The organism is Streptomyces spinoverrucosus, from assembly GCF_006539505.1.
GTDB lineage: Bacteria > Actinomycetota > Actinomycetes > Streptomycetales > Streptomycetaceae > Streptomyces > Streptomyces spinoverrucosus.
The window spans coordinates 82,000-102,085 of sequence record NZ_BJND01000016.1 but is presented as its reverse complement, the minus strand read 5'-3'; the positions used below and the strand labels follow the sequence as shown (position 1 = coordinate 102,085).

General features: G+C 69.2%; 19 protein-coding genes. 1 reads left to right on the top strand and 18 read right to left on the bottom strand.

What is annotated here, in order from left to right:
- Positions 1-251: 251 nt before the first annotated feature.
- The 12 genes from SSP24_RS10615 to SSP24_RS10560 all read right to left on the bottom strand — a co-directional run bounded on the left by SSP24_RS10615 (position 252) and on the right by SSP24_RS10560 (position 12,531).
- A complete protein-coding gene (locus SSP24_RS10615) occupies positions 252-3,101 on the bottom strand; it encodes a DEAD/DEAH box helicase (RefSeq protein WP_141309256.1) in 2,850 nt (949 codons plus the stop codon).
- A gap of 40 nt (positions 3,102-3,141) precedes the next feature.
- Positions 3,142-4,032 carry a diacylglycerol kinase gene (locus SSP24_RS10610; protein ID WP_141309255.1) on the bottom strand — a complete coding sequence of 297 codons (891 nt, stop codon included), beginning with the start codon at positions 4,030-4,032 and terminating at the stop codon, positions 3,142-3,144.
- 58 nt (positions 4,033-4,090) lie between these two features.
- Complete coding sequence (gene tatC / locus SSP24_RS10605) at positions 4,091-5,053, bottom strand: twin-arginine translocase subunit TatC (protein WP_141309254.1); 963 nt, start codon at positions 5,051-5,053, stop codon at positions 4,091-4,093.
- Between the two features lie 48 nt (positions 5,054-5,101).
- Positions 5,102-5,389, bottom strand: coding sequence for a Sec-independent protein translocase subunit TatA (tatA, locus tag SSP24_RS10600; protein WP_141309253.1), 288 nt, complete (start codon positions 5,387-5,389; stop codon positions 5,102-5,104).
- Positions 5,390-5,649: 260 nt separating this feature from the next.
- Entirely contained in the window at positions 5,650-5,844 is a 195-nt protein-coding gene (locus tag SSP24_RS10595; protein WP_141309252.1) for a hypothetical protein, read from the bottom strand.
- Between the two features lie 55 nt (positions 5,845-5,899).
- Entirely contained in the window at positions 5,900-6,190 is a 291-nt protein-coding gene (locus tag SSP24_RS10590) for a hypothetical protein (RefSeq protein WP_141309251.1), read from the bottom strand.
- The gene (locus SSP24_RS10585) at positions 6,187-7,236 is read right to left on the bottom strand and encodes a helix-turn-helix transcriptional regulator (protein ID WP_141309250.1); all 1,050 of its coding nucleotides are present in this window, start codon (positions 7,234-7,236) and stop codon (positions 6,187-6,189) included. The genes SSP24_RS10590 and SSP24_RS10585 overlap by 4 nt, the downstream gene beginning before the upstream one ends.
- A gap of 19 nt (positions 7,237-7,255) precedes the next feature.
- Positions 7,256-8,209 (bottom strand): helix-turn-helix transcriptional regulator, encoded by a 954-nt coding sequence (locus SSP24_RS10580; RefSeq protein WP_141309249.1) that lies wholly within the window; start codon positions 8,207-8,209, stop codon positions 7,256-7,258.
- Between the two features lie 130 nt (positions 8,210-8,339).
- Positions 8,340-8,711 carry an FKBP-type peptidyl-prolyl cis-trans isomerase gene (locus SSP24_RS10575; protein WP_004002537.1) on the bottom strand — a complete coding sequence of 124 codons (372 nt, stop codon included), beginning with the start codon at positions 8,709-8,711 and terminating at the stop codon, positions 8,340-8,342.
- A 61-nt stretch (positions 8,712-8,772) separates the two neighbouring features.
- Positions 8,773-9,774, bottom strand: coding sequence for an FKBP-type peptidyl-prolyl cis-trans isomerase (locus tag SSP24_RS10570; RefSeq protein WP_141309248.1), 1,002 nt, complete (start codon positions 9,772-9,774; stop codon positions 8,773-8,775).
- A 126-nt stretch (positions 9,775-9,900) separates the two neighbouring features.
- Positions 9,901-11,262, bottom strand: coding sequence for a Pup--protein ligase (gene pafA, locus SSP24_RS10565; RefSeq protein ID WP_141309247.1), 1,362 nt, complete (start codon positions 11,260-11,262; stop codon positions 9,901-9,903).
- A gap of 9 nt (positions 11,263-11,271) precedes the next feature.
- On the bottom strand, positions 11,272-12,531 hold the full coding sequence (locus SSP24_RS10560; protein ID WP_141309246.1) for an MFS transporter: 1,260 nt from the start codon (positions 12,529-12,531) through the stop codon (positions 11,272-11,274).
- A gap of 114 nt (positions 12,532-12,645) precedes the next feature.
- On the opposite strand from SSP24_RS10560, the gene SSP24_RS10555 reads away from it, so the two are divergent.
- The gene (locus tag SSP24_RS10555; RefSeq protein WP_141309245.1) at positions 12,646-13,656 is read left to right on the top strand and encodes a LacI family DNA-binding transcriptional regulator; all 1,011 of its coding nucleotides are present in this window, start codon (positions 12,646-12,648) and stop codon (positions 13,654-13,656) included.
- A gap of 65 nt (positions 13,657-13,721) precedes the next feature.
- Here the strand turns inward: SSP24_RS10555 and prcA are convergent, their stop codons facing one another.
- The 6 genes from prcA to arc form a co-directional block, all read right to left on the bottom strand.
- Positions 13,722-14,471, bottom strand: coding sequence for a proteasome subunit alpha (gene prcA / locus SSP24_RS10550; RefSeq protein WP_141309244.1), 750 nt, complete (start codon positions 14,469-14,471; stop codon positions 13,722-13,724).
- A 61-nt stretch (positions 14,472-14,532) separates the two neighbouring features.
- Positions 14,533-15,378, bottom strand: coding sequence for a proteasome subunit beta (prcB, locus tag SSP24_RS10545; RefSeq protein ID WP_141309243.1), 846 nt, complete (start codon positions 15,376-15,378; stop codon positions 14,533-14,535).
- The gene (locus tag SSP24_RS10540) at positions 15,330-15,935 is read right to left on the bottom strand and encodes an endonuclease VII domain-containing protein (RefSeq protein ID WP_141309242.1); all 606 of its coding nucleotides are present in this window, start codon (positions 15,933-15,935) and stop codon (positions 15,330-15,332) included. Before SSP24_RS10540 ends, prcB begins: the two co-directional genes overlap by 49 nt.
- A 51-nt stretch (positions 15,936-15,986) precedes the next feature.
- Positions 15,987-16,205: a ubiquitin-like protein Pup gene (locus SSP24_RS10535; protein ID WP_141309446.1), complete on the bottom strand. Its 219-nt coding sequence runs from the start codon at positions 16,203-16,205 to the stop codon at positions 15,987-15,989.
- Between the two features lie 182 nt (positions 16,206-16,387).
- Positions 16,388-17,899 (bottom strand): depupylase/deamidase Dop, encoded by a 1,512-nt coding sequence (dop, locus tag SSP24_RS10530; protein ID WP_373306678.1) that lies wholly within the window; start codon positions 17,897-17,899, stop codon positions 16,388-16,390.
- Between the two features lie 228 nt (positions 17,900-18,127).
- Positions 18,128-19,894 carry a proteasome ATPase gene (gene arc / locus SSP24_RS10525; protein WP_141309241.1) on the bottom strand — a complete coding sequence of 589 codons (1,767 nt, stop codon included), beginning with the start codon at positions 19,892-19,894 and terminating at the stop codon, positions 18,128-18,130.
- Between the last annotated feature and the right edge of the window lie 192 nt (positions 19,895-20,086).

The following is a 20,086-nucleotide window of genomic DNA, read 5'->3' as shown; positions in this document are numbered from 1 at the left end:
CATCGCCGTGTCATATTCAGCAACCGCCTGAAACAGCACCCGCAACAGGAGTACGCTCGACCCCATTTACACGCTGAGATCACATTCGCACACGGTGCGTGACGGCGTACGGGCATACGAAAACAACTCACCGTGATGAGTGAAATAGACGGTTAGGTGACGCCCCTCAGGGGCGCGGGGCAGTGTCAATATGCGGCTCCGCCGCGTGGGCGCGACCAGCCACAACGAACCCCGCACCCGCCGAACAACTGTCACCCCACCGACGAGTAGGCGACAACCCCCCGCAGCAACCCCTCAACAGCCTTCCGGGCGTTCTTCACAACCGTCGACCCCACAGGCGCAGCCGCACTGATCTGCCCCAGCACATCAATGACCTGCTTGCACCACCGCACAAAGTCCCCCGCCGGCATCTCCGCCTCGCGCAGCACCTCGTCGAGCCCCTTGCCCGAGGCCCACATGTACGCGGCCCAGGCGAACCCGAGATCCGGCTCCCGCTGCCCGACCCCCTCGGTCTGCGTGATCCGGAACTCCTCCTCCAGCGCGTCCAGCCGCCCCCAGATCCGCACCATCTCACCGAGCGCGGCCTTCGCCTTGCCGGAGGGCAACTTCGGCGCCAGCGCGTCGTCACCGACCCGCGCCTCGAACACCAACGCCGAGACACACGCGGCGAGTTCCGCCGGAGACAGCCCCTCCCACACGCCCTCGCGCAGACACTCGCTGGCGAGCAGATCCAGCTCGCCGTACAGCCGCGCCAGCCGCTTGCCGTGCTCGGTGACCTCGTCGTCGCGCAGATAGTCCATCTCGGTCAGCAGCGCGACGATCCGGTCGAAGGTACGGGCGATGGTGTTCGTCCGCCCCTCGATCCGCCGCTCCAGCTGCGAGGTGTCCCGCTGCAGCCGGTGGTACCGCTCGGCCCAACGGGCGTGATCCTCGCGGTCGTTGCACCCATGACACGGATGCGCCCGCAGCGCCGCCCGCAGCCGTGCGATCTCCCGGTCGTCCGCGGCCTGCGACCGCCGCTTGCGCTGCCGATCCGGCGCGATGTGCCCGGCCTTGTTGCGCAGCGCCGACGCCAGGTCCCGCCGGGACTGCGGCGAGCGCGGGTTGAAGGACTTCGGGATCCGCATCCGCTCCAGCGCCTCGACCGGCACCGGGAAGTCGATCGACGCCAGCCGCTTGACCTGCCGCTCCGCGGTCAGCACCAACGGCCGCGGCCCGTCGTGCTGCTCGAACCCCCGGTGGCCGTTGGACCGCCCGGCCGGCAGCCCCGGATCGAGCACCAGCGCCAGCCCGGCGTACTTCCCGCTCGGCACATGAATGACGTCACCCGGCCGCAGCCGCTCCAGCGCGACAGCGGCCTCGGCCCGCCGCTCCGCCGCACCCTGCCGGGCCAACTCGGTCTCGCGGTCCTTCAGTTCGCGCCGCAGCCGCGCATACTCCTCGAAGTCCCCGAGGTGGCAGGTCATGGACTCCTTGTAACCGGCGAGCCCTTCCTCGTTGCGCTGCACCTGACGCGAGATCCCCACGACCGACTTGTCGGCCTGGAACTGCGCGAACGACGTCTCCAGCAGCTCCCGCGAGCGATGCCGCCCGAACTGCTCGACCAGGTTGACCGCCATGTTGTACGACGGCTTGAAGCTGGACCGCAGCGGATACGTCCGTGTCCCGGCCAGTCCCGCCAGGTGCTCGGGGTTCATCCCCCGCTGCCACAGCACCACGGCGTGGCCCTCGATGTCGATGCCGCGCCGCCCCGCACGCCCCGTCAGCTGCGTGTACTCGCCCGGGGTGATGTCGGCGTGCTGCTCGCCGTTCCACTTGACGAGCTTCTCCAACACCACCGACCGGGCGGGCATGTTGATGCCCAGGGCCAGCGTCTCGGTGGCGAAGACCGCCTTCACCAGGCCTCGGACGAACAGTTCCTCGACGACTTCCTTGAAGGTCGGCAGCATGCCCGCGTGGTGGGCGGCGATGCCGCGCTCCAGGCCCTCCAGCCACTCGTAGTACCCGAGCACGTGCAGGTCCTCGGCCGGGATCGAGGCCGTGCGCTCCTCCACGAGCATGCGGACCCGCTCCCGGGCCTCCTCGTCGTTCAGCCGCAGCCCGGCGTACAGGCACTGCTGGACGGCGGCCTCGCAGGCGGCGCGGCTGAAGATGAACGTGATCGCGGGCAGCAGGCCTTCCGCGTCCAGCCGCTCTATGACCTCGGGCCGGCTGGGCGTCCACACCCGCGACCGCTGCCGCCGCTCCCGCTCCCGGTCGGCCTCGCGCATCGCGCGGCCGCGCCTGCGGTCTTGGAGCGACGGGCGGGTGGCCTCCATGCGGGCCATGCGCATGAGGTCGGGGTTGACGGCCTTCTTGTGGCCCTCGCCCTCCTCGAACAGGTCGTACATCCGGCGCCCGGCGAGCACATGCTGGAACAGCGGCACGGGCCGGTGCTCGGCGACGATCACCTCGGTGTCGCCGCGGACGGTGTCTAGCCAGTCGCCGAACTCCTCGGCGTTGGACACGGTCGCGGACAGTGACACCAGGGTCACCGACTCGGGCAGGTGGATGATCACTTCCTCCCACACGGCGCCGCGGAAGCGGTCGGAGAGGTAGTGCACCTCGTCCATGACCACATAGCCGAGGCCGAGCAGGGTCTGCGAGCCCGCGTACAGCATGTTCCGCAGCACCTCCGTGGTCATCACGACCACGGGGGCGTCGGAGTTGACGCTGTTGTCGCCGGTGAGCAGGCCGACCTTCTCGGTGCCGTAGCGGCGGCACAGGTCGTTGTACTTCTGGTTCGACAGCGCCTTGATGGGTGTCGTGTAGAAGCACTTCCTGCCCTGCTGCAGGGCGAGGTGGACGGCGAACTCGCCCACGATCGTCTTGCCCGAGCCGGTGGGAGCGGCCACCAGCACGCCCTTGCCCGCCTCAAGTGCCTCGCAGGCCTCGATCTGGAAGGGGTCGAGGCCGAAGTCGTACATCTCGCGGAAGGACGCGAGCGCGGTGGCCTGCTCGGCGGCGCGCTGACGCGCCGCCACGTACCGCTCGGCCGGTGAGAGGTCCTCAGTCATCGTGCTTTCGAGCGTACCGGTCCGCACTGACAACAGGACGATCATTATCCGGATCCGCTGCTGTGAATCCGGCGATACCCGCAGCTCAGCGGCCCACGACCCGCACCGCCCCGGGCACGCACCGCACGCTCACCGGCAGCGGCCCGAGTGGCTCCCCGTCGGCGTACCCGGTGATGCCGTCGGCCGCGATCTCGACCCGCGCCGCCCGATGCACGGTGACCTTGGGATGGTCCACGTGTCCGCCCCGGTAGACCGTCGGAAACACCCGCAGGAGGGTTCTGCGACTGCAGTCGCCGACGACCGTGATGTCGAACAGCCCGTCGGTGAGATCGGCGCCCGGGCAGATGCGCATGCCGCCGCCGTACGACGATCCATTGCCGACGGCCACGAGGGTCGCCTCGATCTCCCGGACCTCGCCGTCGTCGAGGGTGAGCCGGTAGGGGAACGGGCGGAACGCGGCCAGTTCGGCGATCATCGCGAGGTCGTACTTGAAGCGGCCGACCGGCCAGCGCATCCGGTTGCCGCGGTCGTTGACGCGTGAGTCGAAGCCGGAGGCGAGGACGGTGCCGAACCAGCGCTCGCCCACCCGGCCGAGGTCGATGTCCCGCACCCCGTCGTCCTTCAGCCCCTCGGCGATCAACCGGGCCGCGGCGGCCGGGTCGCGCACGGGCAGGCCGAGGGCGCGGGCGAAGTCGTTGCCGGTGCCTACGGCGACCAGGCCGAGCGGGGTGTCGGTGCCGGCGACGGCCTGGAGGGCGAGATGGGCGATGCCGTCGCCGCCGACGGCGACGAGTGCTCCGGTGCCGTCCGCGACGGCGGCACGCGCGCGTGCCAGTGCGTCACCGGGGTCCTGCCCGATGACCGTACGCACCGAGAATCCGGCCGCCCGGAAAGCGGAAGCGGCCGGCTGCGCCACGTGGGCGCCCCGGCCGCGGCCCGCGGTGGGGTTGACGAAGAGGGTGATCTCGCTGGTCACGCCAGTGACCCTACGAGGTGCTTGGCGATCTTCGGATCACGCCGCGATAACCGTTGCCTCAGGTCACGTCGTCGTATCCGTTGACCCGGTCCTTGCTCGACTGCTCGGGCAGGGCGCGGCTCGCGCTGACGGTCTCCACCTCGCCGATGTCCTCGGGCGTGAGGTCCAGCTCGGAGGCCTCGTCGTCGGCGGGACCCAGGGCCTCACGGCGACGTCGGCGCCGGTCGTTGACGAGAGAGACGATCACCGCGGCGAAGTACAGGATCCAGATCGGTCCGGCCAGCGCCATCATGGTCAGCGGGTCGGTGCTGGGCGTGGCGATCGCCGCGAACACCGTGATGCCCATGATCATCGCCCGCCACCAGCCGAGCATCCGCCTGCCCGAGATGGCGCCGGTGAAGTTGAGCATGACCAGCAGCAGCGGCAGCTCGAAGGAGAGGCCGAAGACGATCACCATGCGGGTGACGAGGTCGAGCAGGTCGTCCAGCGGCAGCAGGTTGTCGACACCGAACGGCGTGAACTCGATCAGCACGTTCGCGGTCGTGGGCAGCACCTTGTAGGCGAAGAAGGCGCCGCCGAGGAAGAGCGGGAAGCCGGTGGCGACGAACGCGTAGGCGTACTTCTTCTCGTGCCGGTGCAGACCGGGGGCCACGAAGGCCCACAGCTGGTACAGCCAGACCGGCGAGGCCAGCACGATGCCGGCCATGAGGGAGACCTTCAGGGCCAGCGTGAACGGCGCGAGCAGACCGTTGATCGTGATCTGGGCGCACGGCTCGGTGTTCCTGGCGTTCTCCGCGGACGCGCGGGCCAGTTCCTCGAAGGACTGCGGGCAACCGACCGACTCGAGGATCGGCTCGGTGAAGAAGTTGATGATGTCGTTGTAGAAGAAGGCGGCGACGACCGTGACGGCGACGATGGCCAGCAGTGCCTTCGTGAGCCGGTTGCGGAGCTCACGAAGGTGCTCCGCGAGGGGCATCCGCCCCTCGGGATCCTTCTCCTTGTTGCGGGCAGGCTTCAGCAACCCACGTTCCCATCTCGTGCGGCAGGCCGGGGGATCACCGGTCCTGCGTCAGCGCTTGGTCGTGTCCGTCGGCTCGTTGACCGGGCGGGAGCTGGACACGTCGCCGGGGGCGGCCTGGATGATGCGCTGAGCCGGGGGCTGCTGGTCGTCGGTGTGCGGCGGATCGGCCGGGGCGGAGGACTTGTTGTCGTCCTTCATCGCCTTGGCCTCGCTCTTCAGGATGCGCGCGGACTTGCCGAGGGAGCGGGCCATGTCCGGAAGCTTCTTCGCGCCGAACAGCAGGATGATGACGACGAGGATGAGAATGATCTCGGGGGCTCCGAGCCTTCCGAACATAAGTCTTTACCTTCTCACCGAGGCGGGTGGGTGGGGTGCTGTCCGACCGGTCGGACAAGTGTCCGAACGACCGTGCTGGCAGCGATCGTAACGCCCAGGGGTGAACGTGAGGCAATCCCCGTGCGTACTCCCGGTCCACGGCCCGGGCCTCGTTTTCCGGGCCGCGACCAGCAGCGTACCTTCCGCATGGGGGAAGTTGACAGGGCGAAGCGACCCAAAGGCCCATCAAGCACTGGAATCACAGGGCTGCACCGGGCGGCTCACAGCGCGTCCACAGACCGTGCCGTGCTCACCGCCGCCCGCTCCAGATCCTCCGCAGCCCGGTTGATACGACGCGCGGACTCCGTCACCTGCCTGCCGAGACGCTGCGCCTCCACAAAGACCCGAACAGCGAGCACGCCGAGAACGGCGATCCCCAGAAAACCCACAGCTACCGCGAACATCGGCCAGAACATGCCCCTGAGCCTAGGGCCTGCACGGCGGCTCGTGTGCTCAGGGTGAGCGTGGGCGCTACAGCGTGGAGTGCAGTCGCAGGGTGCGGACTCCGCCTCCGGTGAGCAGCTCGATGATGCGCTCGCCGGCCGGCTTGCGGACGGACGCGCCGCAGTCGGGGCAGGTGAAGGAGTAGAAGGTCGTGCGGCTGGTGGCGCCGATGGCCAGGCGCAGGGCGCCGGCGGCGAGCTCGAAGCGGCCCCGGCAGTCCGGGCAGCCGGCCCTGAACACCAGGGGGGTCACGCTTCTCATCCCCGCGAACGCGGACGCCACCGTCATCCCCCGCACCCCAGACGCCGACTCGCTCACAGTCCCTGCTCCTGCCTGTCGTGTCCTGTGTTACCCGGGGGAACGGTCCCGGGAGCCTCCGCCTCGATCCCGTCGTACGCCGCCAGCGCCTCGCGGGCCGCCTGCCGTGCGCTGTCGGCCAGCTCCCCTGGGGCGACGATCCGCCCGTCCCGGCCGAGGCGCAGGGCGAGGCGGCGCAGCGACGCAGGGTCGGGTGTGCGCAGGGTGATACGCAGCCCGCCGTCGGCGAGCTCATCCGCGCTGTCGTGCGGGTAGTACTCGGCGACCCAGCGGCCGCCGGGCCCGACCTCGACCACGACCTCCGGGTCCTCGGCCGCGGGCTGCACCAGCCCCTCGGACAGGTCCCGCAGCTCGATCTCGGGCGGGGCGGACGGCTCGTCGAGGACCCTGATCTCGGCGACCCGGTCGAGGCGGAAGGTGCGGCGCGCCTCGGAGCGGTAGCACCAGCCCTCGACGTAGGTGTGGCCGACGCTGACCAGGCGGATCGGGTCGACCTCGCGCTCGGTGACCTCGTCGCGGGCCGGTGAGTAGTAGCGGATCCACAGTCGGCGGCGCTCCGAGATCGCCCGGTCGACGTCGGCGAAGACGCCGCCCTCGGACTCGAAGGTCACCGACAGCCGGGAGCTGGCGCCGGCCGCCTCACCGGCCGCGGCCTCCACCTTGGCGGTGGCGCGCAGCAGCGCCTGCCGGTCGCTCTCGCGCAGTCCGGGCAGGGTGGACACGGCCCGGGCGGCCACCAGCAGGGCGGTCGCCTCGTCGGCGGCGAGGCGCAGCGGCTCGGCCGCTTCCGCCCCGAGGGCGGCGGGGTTGTGCCACCAGATGCGCTCGCCGTCGGTGTCGATGTCGAGCAGATCGCCGCCGCGGAAGCTGGTGCCGCACATGGGCAGCACGTCGAGGTCGGAGACCAGCTCCTCCTCGGTGATGCCGAAGGCGCGGGCGACGTCCTCGACCCGCGCTCCGGGGCGCTCCTTGAGATACGTCACCAGGGAGAGCATCCGCCGGGTCTGGTCGATGGCGTTCGCGGGCCTGATCGGTTTGCCGGCCACTGTCTTCTTCCGCTCCCCCTCAGCCCTTGGCCACGGCACGCAGCCGGTCCACCACATCGGCCCGCAGCTCGGCGGGCTCCAGGACCACCACGTCCGGCCCGAACTCCACCAGCCAGGCGTCCAGCCCGTGGCCGTACGGAATCTCCAACTCGTCCCAGCCGTCGCCCAGTTCCCTGACCGCCGTCGCCTTCGCCCGCAGGGGGTACCCGGCGCCGGAGCGCAGCCGGATCCGCGCGCTGCGGTCGGCGGTCTCCCCGGCCCACCCGGCGACTGTCTCCCGCACGGTGACGACGTCGGGGACGGGCGCGGTGTACCGGCCGGCGCGGGTGCGCACCTTGCCGGTGATCCGGGACAGCCGGAAGACCCGCTCGGCGCCGCGGTCGCGGTCCCAGCCCGCGAGGTACCAGTGGCCGCGCCAGCACTCCAGCGCCCAGGGCTCCACGTGCCGGGTCTCGGGGTGGGCGGCGGTGGCCTTGCGGTACTCGAAGGCGACCGGGCGGCGGTCGCGGCAGGCCAGCATCAGCGGCTCGAAGGCGGCCTCGTGCACGGGGATGCGCGGCTCCAAGGCGCCGTGCGCCTCGTACGGGTCGACGTCCTCGGGGAGTCCGGCGGCGCGCAGCTTCTGCAGGGCGCCACTGGCCGCGCCGGCGAGCCGGACCTGCTGCCAGACCTTGGCGGCCAGGCCCAGGGCCGCGGCCTCCTCGGCGTCGAGAGTGATGGGCGGCAGCCGGTTGCTGTCGCGGCGGGCGAGGTAGCCGACCTCGCCGTCGAGGTTCTCGACGGTCTCGATGACCAGGCCCAGCTCGCGCAGGTCGTCCTTGTCTCGCTCGAACATCCGGTTGAAGGAGTCGTCGCTGCCCGCTTCGAGATAGGCCTCGATGGACTCTCGAAGCTCGCGCTTGCTGAGCGGCCGCCGCGTTCCCAGCAGACACAGCGCCAGGTTCATCAGCCGCTCGGCCTTGGCAATGGCCATCGACGCCCTTCGCCTTCCCTATGGTGCTTCCGACCGATGACCGTACCGCTCCGCGGGGCCCTGGCAAAAGCCGAGGGCCCATGCCCGAACAGGCATGGGCCCCAGATGATCGGCTCCGGTCGGGTCCTGCTCAGACGCCGAGCAGGTCGACCACGAAGATCAGCGTCTCGCCGGGCTTGATCGCCGGGGTCGGGCTCTGGTTGCCGTAGGCGAGGTGGGCGGGGATGGTCAGCTGGCGGCGGCCGCCGACCTTCATGCCCTGCACGCCCTGGTCCCAGCCCTTGATGACACGGCCCGCGCCGAGCGGGAAGCGGAACGGCGTGCCGCGGTTCCAGCTGGCGTCGAACTCCTCGCCCGTGCTGAAGGCGACACCGACGTAGTGCACGGTGACCGTCTGGCCCGCCTGCGCCACGGGGCCGTCGCCTTCCCAGATGTCCTTGATCTCGAGGTCCGCCGGGGGCTCGCCGCCCGGGAAGTCGATCTCGGGCTTGTCGATGCTCACGTCTTCAGCTCCTGCATGTCTGTGGATAGGCGAACACACACAGTCTTACATTCCCGAACGATCACATCTTCGCCAGGATGTCGACCGAGAAGACCAGCGTGGAGTCCTTCTCGATGCCGCTGCCCTGCGGCGGATTGTCCCCGTACCCCAGCTCCGGCGGGATGACGACCAGCACGCGGCTGCCGACCTTCTTGCCGGTCAGGCCCTGCGCCCAGCCCTTGACGACCTGCTGCAGGGAGAACGACGTCAGCGACTGGCGGCTGTACGACGAGTCGAACTCCTTGCCGGTGTCCCACAGCACGCCCTTGTACTGCACCAGCACGGTGCTGTCGGCGCCGACCTCCTCGCCGTCGCCCTCGATGACGTAGTTCGCCACCAGCTCGGTCGGCGCGTCGGTCTTGGGGACCTCGATGGAGGGCGCCTTGCCGTCGGTGTTGGTGCCGACCTTGGGCAGGTCCACGTTGTCCTGAGCGACGTCGGTGCCCTTGGCGGAGCTGCGGGCGTTGAAGGTGTCCTGGATGTCGACGACGAAGATGAGCGTGTCGGTGCCCTTGATGCCCGCCTGGGCGTTGCCCTGCTCGCCGTACCCCCAGGTGGGCGGCACGGCCATCGCGACTCGGCTGCCGGTCTTCTTGCCGGTCAGGCCATAGCGCCAGCCGTCGATGATGCCGCCCTGGGCGAGCTGGATGAGCAGCGGGGTCTTGCGGTCGTAGGAGTTGTCGAAGACCTTCGCGCTGTCCCAGACCTGGCCCAGGTAGTGGGCCACGATGTAGTCGTTCTCCGCGACCGTACGGCCGCCGCCCGCGATCAGGGTCTTCACGGCGAGGTCCTTCGACGGATCGCCGCTGCCCTTGGCCACCGTGGGCTTCTCGCCGAACTTCGTGCCCGCGGTGATCGCCGGCAGCGGGCCGTCGACGATCTTCGGCGTCGGCGCGGCGGAGGTCGCCGGGGCCGAGGGCGACGCGGTGTCGCTGGCCTTGCCGGAGTCGGACCCTTCGTCGCCGCATGCGGCGAGCGTGACCAGTCCAGCGGGAACGGCGATGAGGAGTGAGCGTCGGCGCACGGTGGGGGCCTCGTAATCGGTCGATCTTGTTGATTGGCGTGCGCGCAACTCTACGGCGTGAGAAGGGCGCCGTACGGGAAACGAACGGCGCCCGTGTTGCGTTCCGCCTCACTCGAAACGCATGGCTCACATACCGGCAATCAGTTTCTCCACCCGGTCGTCCACCGAACGGAACGGGTCCTTGCACAGCACCGTGCGCTGGGCCTGGTCATTGAGCTTGAGGTGGACCCAGTCGACGGTGAAGTCCCGGCGCTGTTCCTGCGCCCGCCGGATGAAGTCGCCGCGCAGCCGGGCCCGAGTGGTCTGCGGCGGAACCGATTTGCCCTCGAAGATCTTCAAGTCGTTGCAGATCCGGGCGGCTTGGCCCTTCTTCTCCAGCAGGTAGTACAGGCCACGACGGCGGTGGATGTCGTGGTATGCGAGGTCTATCTGCGCGACCCGCGGGTGCGACATGGTCATGTTGTGCTTGGCCCGGTACCGCTCCAGGAGCTTGTACTTCATGACCCAGTCGATCTCGGTGCCGATCCGGTCCAGGTCCTCGGCCTCGATCGCCTCCAGCGTACGGCCCCACAGCTCCAGCACCTGCTCGACGGTGCCCGTGCGGATACCGCGCCGCTCGCAGAAGTCGACGGCCTTCTCGTAGTACTCGCGCTGCACCTCAAGCGCCGAGGCCTCCCGGCCGCTGGCCAGGCGCACCTTGCGCCGGCCCGTTATGTCGTGGCTGACCTCGCGGATCGCCCGGATCGGGTTCTCCAGGGTGAGGTCGCGCATCACCGTGCCCGCCTCGATCATGCGCAGCACCAGGTCGGTGGCGCCGACCTTGAGCAGCATGGTCGTCTCGGACATGTTCGAATCGCCCACGATGACATGCAGGCGGCGGTAGCGCTCGGCGTCCGCGTGCGGTTCGTCGCGCGTGTTGATGATCGGCCGGGAGCGGGTCGTCGCCGAGGAGACGCCCTCCCAGATGTGCTCGGCGCGCTGGCTGACGCAGTACACGGCGCCGCGCGGGGTCTGCAGCACCTTGCCGGCGCCGCACAGCAGCTGCCGGGTGACGAGGAACGGAATCAGGATGTCCGCGAGCCGGGAGAACTCCCCGTGCCGGGCCACCAGATAGTTCTCGTGGCATCCGTAGGAGTTGCCGGCGGAGTCGGTGTTGTTCTTGAAGAGGTAGACGTCGCCCGCGATTCCCTCCTCGTGCAGGCGTCGTTCCGCGTCCACCAGGAGGCCTTCGAGAATGCGCTCGCCGGCCTTGTCGTGGGTGACCAGCTCGATCACGTTGTCACATTCGGGTGTCGCGTATTCCGGGTGGGAGCCCACATCGAGATACAGGCGGGCGCCGTTCCGCAGAAACACATTGCTGCTGCGGCCCCATGACACGACACGGCGGAAGAGGTACCGCGCCACCTCGTCAGGCGACAGACGGCGCTGTCCCCTGAACGTGCACGTGACGCCGTACTCGTTCTCCAGCCCGAAAATGCGGCGGTCCATGACTGAACATTACGCCCGATCCCCTGAACTGAAACGGGGTTCGGCAGCACGATTTGGATCATTTTCCGATGAAGCCGCAACAACCGCCGTCCTGGCGGGAGCTGCGAGTACCCGCCCCGTGGCCAGCAGAACCAGCAGCGACACGGCCCCCGCCGCACCGGGCACGGCGAAGCCCCACAGCGCCCCGCCCCACTCGACGACCGGCCCCGCCAGCCCCGTTCCGACGGATGCGCCCACGGTGAACGTCGTCACAAGCCAGGAGAACGCCTCGGTGACGGTCCCTCGCGGGGCGTGCCGGTCGACGATGACGAACGCGCACGCGATGGCGGGCGCCAGGAAGACCCCGGCCAGCGCGGCCAGCGCCGTCATCGCGACGGGCCCCGGCATCAGCATCAGCGGCAGATAACACACCGCCAGAAGCCCGACCAGCACCCGCAGTCGCCGCTCGGGGGCACCGGCCCACTGCCGCGCCCCGTAGCCGACACCGCCGACCAGCGCGCCGAGCCCCACGGCTGCCATCAGCCAGCCGTACACCGCGTCACCGCCGCGGTCGTCGGCGTACGACACGGCGGCGACCGTGATGGAGCCGAGCGCCACGCCCACGAACAGGAACGCCGCCAGCAGCGCGAGCAGCCCCGGCGAGCGTAGCGCGCCCAGCCAGTGCGCCTCACGCGGCGCCGACCGCCACGCGCGCGAGGGCGGCGACACCACCACGGAGAGCGCGCCGAGGACCCCGACGACGTTCAGCACCAGCAGCGCGGCCTGCGCCGACCACAGCGAGGCGCACAGCGTCAGCAGCAGCGGCCCCACCGTGAACATCACTTCCTGCGCCACCGCGTCCATGGCGTACGCCGTGTGCACCTGGTCCTCCCGGCGCAGCACCGACGACCACAGCGCGCGCAGCCCGCCCTCCAGCGGCGGTGTGAAGAGCCCGGCGGCGCCGACGGCGACGTAGGACAGCGGCAGCGCTCCGGTGCCGCTGAAGGCGAAGACGGCCATGGCGAGCGCCGACAGCAGCGCGGCGGGCAGCTGGATCCGCGGCTGCCCGTACAGGTCGACCAGCCGCCCGAGCAGGGGCTGACCCACCGCGTTGGCGACCCCGTAGACCGCCGCCAGGGCCCCGGCCAGGCTGTACGAGCCGCCCTCGGCGCGGATGAACAGCACGATCGCGATCGCGGCGGTAGCGTTGGGCAGCCGCCCCACGAGCGTGCCGGCCAGCAGCCTCGTGGCGTGTTTCGCCCTGAGGATCTCCACGTATCCCGCGGCCATGTCCCGCCCCTCCGCCGAAGTTTTACGTATAACGTCCACTGTCATACGTACCATGAGCGCTGTTCACCCGTCCAGGCGGAGCCCGGACCACATCCCGACGAAGGAGCAGGCCGAGTGGCACGAGCCGGCACCCGCCCCACCAGCCGGGACGTCGCCGAGGCCGCCGGGGTCTCCCAGGCCGCCGTCTCACTGGTGCTCGGCGAGAAGTGGCGCGGCCGCGTCTCCGAGGCGACCGCCGAACGGGTCCGCGAAGCCGCCCGCGACCTCGGCTACCGGCCCAACCTGGCCGCCCGCAGCCTCCGCCTCGGCCACACCCGCACCGTCCTGCTGGTCGTCCCCGCCCTCACCACGGAATTCTTCGCCGGCGTCTACACCGGAGCCGCCCGCGTCGCCGCCGAACACGGCTTCGGCGTCGTCCTCTACCCCTCCCCCGAAGGCATCGGCCCCGCCCGCGACCCCTTCGCGTCCGCCCAGGCCGCCCTCGACGGCGTCATCGCCTCCTCCATGGCCGCCGACGCCCTCACCGCCATCCGCGGCGACCAGCTCCCCCTGGTCATGCTCGACAGCGACCCGACAGGCAGCCTGGGCGCCGCCACCGTCAACCTCGACATCACCGACGGCATCCGCCAGGTCGCCGAACACCTGCTGGGCCTCGGCCACCGCCACTTCCTGCACCTGGCGGCCGACGTGCCCTCGTGGACGTTCGAGGTGCGCGCCCGGGAACTCGCCGCACGCGTGGGAGCCGTCCCCGGCACGACCGTGCACACCGCCCGCGCGCCCATCGCCATCGAAGACGCCCTGACAGCAGCCGAGACCGCACTCCGGCGCCACCGCGCCACCGCCATCGTCTGCGACGACGACAAACTCGCAGCCGGCGCCTACAAGGCCATCCGACGCCTCGGCCTGCGCATCCCCGACGACATCTCCGTCACCGGCCTCGACGACCTCGCCCTGGCCACCGCCATCGACCCGGAACTGACGACCGTACGCCTGGACGCCGAGCTGTTCGGCGAACGCGGCATGCGGGCCCTCCTGGCGGTCCTGGAGGGCCGCGAGCCCGACGCCGGCGACATCCCGGTCCAGCTCGTCGTACGAGGCTCCACGGCGCCGCCACCGGCCCTCTGAACGCCGGAAGCCCCGGCCGTCGACGACCGGGGCTTCCGAAACGGGATGAGGTGGGGCCGGGGAGCCTACTCCTCCTCGGCGGACTCGTCCTCGGCCTCCGCCGCGGACGACGCACCGCCCGCCTCCAGCAGCCGGGCCAGCTGCCGACCGGTGATCCGCCTGAACTTGCGCTTCTGCGGACGCGTCCGGTCCAGCACCGCAACCTCCAGCCGCTCGGCGGGAATCTCCCGCTGCGTGCCATTGGTGTCGCGGGACAGGGCCTGCACGGCCAGTTTCAGCGCCTCGGCGAGCGTCATGCCGTCCTGGTGGCGCTGGTCCAGATAGCTGCTGATCTGCTCGGCATTGCCGCCGACCGCGACCGAGCCGTGCTCGTCCACGATCGAACCGTCGTGCGGCAGCCGGTAGATCTGGTCACCCTCGGGCGTCTCCCCGACCTCGGCGACGACCAGCTCCACCTCGTACGGCTTCTCGGCCGCACTGGAGAAGATCGTGCCCAGCGTCTGCGCATAGACGTTGGCCAGGCCACGCGCGGTCACATCGTCCCGGTCGTAGGTGTAACCGCGCAGGTCGGCGTAGCGGACACCGCCGATGCGCAGGTTCTCGTACTCGTTGTACTTACCGGCCGCCGCGAACGCGATCCGGTCGTAGATCTCGCTGAACTTGTGCAGCGCGCGGGACGGGTTCTCACCGACGAACACAATGCCGTCGGCGTACTGCAGCACGACCAGGCTGCGGCCCCGGGCGATGCCCTTGCGGGCGTACTCCGCCCGGTCGGCCATGGCCTGCTGAGGTGAGACATAGAACGGCGTCGACACCGGTTATCCGTCCCTTTCTGTCGAAGTCACTGGATCACCCTCAAACAACAGCGGCCGCCGACTACAGCAGCGCGGCCCGCGGACCGTCGGGCTGCTCAAGCCGCCGCTCCAGGACCGAGCGGGCGATCTGGGAGGCCTCGTCCTCGGTGAGCCGGCGGAAACCGTCCTCGGTGATCACGGTGACGATCGGGTAGATCCGGCGGGCGACATCGGGACCACCGGTCGCCGAGTCGTCGTCTGCCGCGTCGTACAGAGCCTGCACCACGAGCGTCGTGGCCTGCTCCTCGGTCAGGTCCTCACGGAAGAGCTTCTTCATGGCGCCGCGCGCGAAGATCGAGCCGGAGCCCGTGGCCGCGAAGCCCGTCTCCTCGGAACGGCCGCCCGTCACGTCGTAGGAGAAGATGCGGCCCTTGCCGCGATCCAGGTCATAACCAGCAAACAAAGGCACCACGGCCAGGCCCTGCATGGCCATGCCGAGGTTGGAGCGGATCATCGTCGACAGCCGGTTCGCCTTGCCCTCCAGGGACAGCTGGGTGCCCTCGACCTTCTCGAAGTGCTCCAGCTCCAACTGGAAGAGCTTGACCATCTCGACGGCCAGACCGGCGGTGCCGGCGATACCGACGGCCGAGTACTCGTCCGCCGGGAAGACCTTCTCGATGTCCCGCTGCGCGATGACGTTACCCATCGTTGCGCGGCGGTCACCGGCGAGTACGACACCGTCGGAGAAGGTCACGGCGACGATGGTCGTGCCGTGCGGCGCCTCGATCACACCCTGGGTGGGCGGCAGTTGCCGGTTGCCGGGCAGCAGCTCCGGCTGGTGCTCGGACAGGAAGTCCATGAACGAGGAGGACCCAGGCGTCAGGAAGGCAGCTGGTAGACGCCCGGTGCTACGAGTGTTGGCTTCCACGCGTTTCCTTCCACATATACAGCAGCCCGCCTTATGACGTCGGGCCGATCCTTGAACTGCCCCAGTGCAGCGTTGCAGCTGAAGCACAGTACGCCACGGACCCTACCCGTCTCATGGCAGTGATCCACATGCTCGGGCACGGCCGCCAAACATACGCAGCAGACGCCACCTTGAGAGGCGACCAACTCTTCGCGCTCGGCTTCGGTGATGCCGTACTGGCGCTTCAGATGGTCCCGCCGACTCTGTGCCGCCCGGCACGCCTTGCAGCGCGTCGACAGGCCGTCGGACGCGGTTGCGTTGCGATGCCACTCACTATGCGGCTTGACCTCCCCGCACGTCCGGCAAAGCTTGTGGCCAGCCGGAACATCCACCATCTCTCGCACCGGCTTGCCTATGGCCTCTCGACGGCGCCGGTAGTGCGCGGCGCTGTACTCCGCCACGCACTCCCGACACCGCACCTGAAGGCCATCACGCCGATTCCTGTCGCGCGCGAACGCTTCCACAGGCAGGTCTCGCTTGCAGCCAGTGCACTGCTTCGCGCTCGGCTCGATAGCCAACCCTCACCCCCGCCGACCTTCGATTCAAAGGAAGAACGAGTAGAGCACCCCCTACTGTCCACCCTTTTGCACGAACGAGCGCACGAAATCCTCGGCATTTTCCTCGAGTACGTCATCGATCTCGTCCAGAACCGAGTCGACGTCATCGCTCAGCTTCTCGTGACGCTCCTTGAGGTCCTCCGCAGCCTGCGTTTCCGCTGCCTGCTCCTCGACCTCCTCGGTGGAGCGTGTTGCCTTCTGCTGTCCGCCGCCGGTGTCCTTGGTCGCCATAACCCTCACCCCGCTCGGTTCGCCCGATGTCTTCGGCATTCGCTGCCGATCGGTCATGATCAGACCCTACAAGCCGGGTCTGACAATGGCCCCGCAGTTTCTCCAACGTACGGGGGCCACCTCGATGATTCCCGGGCGCCAGGGTTTCCACCCTGCGCGCCCGGCCCCGCCCGGGTACCCGCTCAGCCGCCGCTCAGGACCCTGACCAGGTCTTCCGCGGTACGGCAGCGGTCCAGGAGCTCCTTGACGTGATTACGCGTTCCGCGAAGCGGTTCCAGGGTTGGGACGCGCTGGAGCGAGTCCCGGCCCGGGAGGTCGAAGATCACCGAGTCCCAGGAGGCCGCGGCCACGTCGTCGGCGTACTGCTCCAGGCAGCGCCCGCGGAAGTAGGCGCGCGTGTCCTCCGGCGGCTTGGACTTCGCCCGCTCGACGTTCTCCTCGGTCAGCAGCCGCTTCATCCGGCCGCGGGCGGCCAGGCGGTTGTACAGGCCCTTGTCGGGGCGTACGTCCGCGTACTGGAGGTCGACCAGGTGCAGCCGGGCGGCGTCCCAGTCGAGGCTGTCGCGGCGCCGGTAGCCCTCCATCAGCTCGCGCTTGGCGACCCAGTCCAGCTCGCCGGCGAGGCTCATCGGGTCGTGTTCCAGCCGGTTGAGGGTGTCCTCCCAGCGCTGCAGGACGTCCTTGGTCTGTTCGTCGGCATCGGCTCCGGAGCGCTCCTCGACGTACTTGCGGGAGAGCTCGTAGTACTCCATCTGGAGCTGGACCGCGGTGAGGGTCCGGCCGCTGCGGAGGGTGATCAGGCGCTTGAGCGACGGGTCGTGGGAGACCTGGTGGAGGGTGCGGACCGGCTGGTCCACGGCCAGGTCCACCGCGATGAAACCGTCCTCGATCATGGACAGGACCAGGGAGGTCGTGCCCAGTTTGAGGTAGGTGGAGATCTCGGAGAGGTTCGCGTCGCCGATGATCACGTGCAGCCGGCGGTACTTCTCGGCGTCGGCGTGCGGCTCGTCGCGGGTGTTGATGATCGGGCGCTTGAGTGTCGTCTCCAGGCCGACCTCGACCTCGAAGTAGTCGGCGCGCTGGCTGAGCTGGAAGCCGTGTTCGTGTCCGTCCTGGCCGATGCCGACGCGGCCTGCTCCGGCGAAGACCTGGCGGGAGACGAAGAAGGGCGTGAGGTGGCGCACGATGTCCGAGAAGGGGGTTTCCCGCTTCATCAGGTAGTTCTCGTGCGTGCCGTAGGAGGCGCCCTTGTTGTCGGTGTTGTTCTTGTAGAGGTGGATGGGCTGGGCGCCGGGGAGCGCGGCGGCCCGCTCGGCGGCCTCGGCCATGATCCGCTCGCCGGCCTTGTCCCAGAGGACGGCGTCGCGGGGGTTGGTGACCTCGGGGGCGCTGTACTCGGGGTGGGCATGGTCGACGTAGAGTCGGGCGCCGTTGGTCAGGATGACGTTGGCGAGGCCGATGTCCTCGTCGGTGAGCTGGCTGGCGTCGGCGGCTTCGCGGGCGAGGTCGAAGCCTCGGGCGTCCCGCAGGGGGTTCTCCTCCTCGAAGTCCCAGCGGGCCCGGCGGGCCCGGTGCATCGCCGCCGCGTAGGCGTTGACGATCTGGGACGAGGTGAGCATGGCATTGGCGTTCGGGTGGCCGGGGACGGAGATCCCGTACTCCGTCTCGATGCCCATTACTCGCCGTACGGTCATGCGGCCCTCCTTGCCCGGCGGCGGCCTCGGTCGTGGACACCGCTCAGATACCGCTGGCGCTCGGTTGCGTGTGCGGTGCCCGTCCCCGCACTGCGCGACTCGGCGGTACGGAAGAGCCTAGAACGCCTTTGCGCTGGTGGGGAGATCATTTGCTTACCTCGCGAGCGTACGCCTGAAAAACAGTCGGCTGCGGGTACCCGGTGAGGGCACCCGCAGCCGCCCTGTCTTTTACAGGTACTGACCGGTGTTCGCCACCGTGTCGATGGAGCGTCCGGTGTCCGCGCCCTGCTTTCCGGTGATGAGGGTACGGATGTAGACGATCCGTTCGCCCTTCTTGCCGGAGATGCGGGCCCAGTCGTCCGGGTTGGTGGTGTTGGGCAGGTCTTCGTTCTCCTTGAACTCGTCCACGCAGGCCTGGAGGAGGTGGGAGACGCGCAGGCCCTTCTGGTTGTGCTCCAGGAAGTCCTTGATCGCCATCTTCTTGGCGCGGCCGACGATGTTCTCGATCATGGCGCCGGAATTGAAGTCCTTGAAGTAGAGGACTTCCTTGTCGCCGTTGGCGTAGGTCACCTCAAGGAAGCGGTTCTCCTCGGTCTCGGCATACATGTGTTCGACCGCGGTCTGGATCATGCTCTGGACTGTCATGGACTTGTCGCCACCGTGCTCGGTGAGATCGTCGCCGTGCAGCGGGAGGCGCTCGGTGAGGTACTTGCCGAAGATGTCCTTGGCCGCCTCGGCGTCCGGACGCTCGATCTTGATCTTCACGTCGAGCCGGCCGGGGCGCAGGATCGCGGGGTCGATCATGTCCTCACGGTTGGAGGCACCGATCACGACCACGTTCTGCAGGCCCTCCACGCCGTCGATCTCGGCGAGCAGCTGCGGGACGATGGTGTTCTCCACGTCCGAGCTGACGCCGGAGCCGCGGGTGCGGAAGAGGGACTCCATCTCGTCGAAGAAGACGATGACGGGGGTGCCCTCGCTGGCCTTCTCCCGGGCTCGCTGGAAGACGAGGCGGATCTGCCGCTCGGTCTCACCCACGTACTTGTTCAGCAGCTCGGGGCCTTTGATGTTGAGGAAGAAGCTCTTGCCGGCGGCCTGGCCGGTGACCTCGGCGACCTTCTTGGCCAGCGAGTTGGCGACGGCCTTGGCGATGAGCGTCTTGCCGCATCCGGGCGGTCCGTAGAGCAGGACGCCCTTGGGCGGGCGCAGTTCGTGCTCCTTGAACAGGTCCGGGTAGAGGTACGGGAGCTCGACGGCGTCCCGGATGGCCTCGATCTGGTTGCCGAGGCCGCCGATGGCCTCGTAGCCGATGTCGGGGACCTCTTCGAGGACGAGTTCCTCGACCTCGCTCTTGGGCACGACCTCGTAGACGTAGCCGGAGCGGGGTTCGAGCAGCAGGGCGTCGCCGGGGCGGATGGTGACGTCCAGCAGCGGCTCGGCGAGCCGTACCACCCGTTCCTCGTCGGTGTGCCCGAGCACCAGGGCGCGTTCGCCGTCCTCGAGGATTTCCTTGAGGGTGACGATGTCCCCGACGCGCTCGAACTCCATGGCTTCGACCACGTTGAGCGCTTCGTTGAGCATTAGTTCCTGGCCGCGCCGCAGGTCGTCGAGTTCGACGCTGGGGCTGACGTTCACGCGGAGCTTGCGGCCCCCCGTGAAGATGTCGGCCGTGCCGTCCTCGTTCGCCTGCAGGAAGACACCGAAGCCGGCCGGTGGCTGTGCGAGCCGGTCGACCTCTTCCTTGAGGGCCACGATCTGGTCGCGGGCCTCACGGAGCGTGTTGGCGAGTCGCTCGTTCTGTGCGGACACGCCGGCCAGGTTGGTCTGCAGCTCGACGATCCGCTCTTCGAGAATCCTCGTGTGTCGCGGAGAGTCGGCGAGCTTGCGTCGCAGGACGGCGATCTCCTGCTCAAGGTAGGCGATCTGCCCGGCCGGGTCGTCGGACCCGCGTCCCGGGCGGATGCCGCGGTTCATGTCGTCGTCGTGGGCTGCCACGGTCCTCACCTCCTCCAAGGGGAGCTGGACGCTTCCAGACCCTACCTGGGTGGGTGTCGATTGAAACCCCTAGATCACAAAGACTGTCGGGGTGTGTCCGATCTTCACCCTTGCGCTCTCCCTCACGCCAGGGGAATACCCAGCGAACGCGATACGAAAGCGAGCGGAGGTAGGGTCGAAGCGTTCAACACC

Excerpts from the sequence above, each read along its gene's own strand:
- dop (WP_373306678.1), bottom strand. The coding sequence starts at position 17,899 with ATGACCGTACGGCGAGTAATGGGCATCGAGACGGAGTACGGGATCTCC.
- SSP24_RS10595 (WP_141309252.1), bottom strand. The coding sequence starts at position 5,844 with ATGTTCTGGCCGATGTTCGCGGTAGCTGTGGGTTTTCTGGGGATCGCC.
- pafA (WP_141309247.1), bottom strand. The coding sequence starts at position 11,262 with ATGGACCGCCGCATTTTCGGGCTGGAGAACGAGTACGGCGTCACGTGC.
- SSP24_RS10580 (WP_141309249.1), bottom strand. The coding sequence starts at position 8,209 with ATGGCCATTGCCAAGGCCGAGCGGCTGATGAACCTGGCGCTGTGTCTG.
- tatA (WP_141309253.1), bottom strand. The coding sequence starts at position 5,389 with ATGTTCGGAAGGCTCGGAGCCCCCGAGATCATTCTCATCCTCGTCGTC.
- SSP24_RS10535 (WP_141309446.1), bottom strand. The coding sequence starts at position 16,205 with ATGGCGACCAAGGACACCGGCGGCGGACAGCAGAAGGCAACACGCTCC.
- SSP24_RS10560 (WP_141309246.1), bottom strand. The coding sequence starts at position 12,531 with ATGGCCGCGGGATACGTGGAGATCCTCAGGGCGAAACACGCCACGAGG.
- SSP24_RS10615 (WP_141309256.1), bottom strand. The coding sequence starts at position 3,101 with ATGATCGTCCTGTTGTCAGTGCGGACCGGTACGCTCGAAAGCACGATG.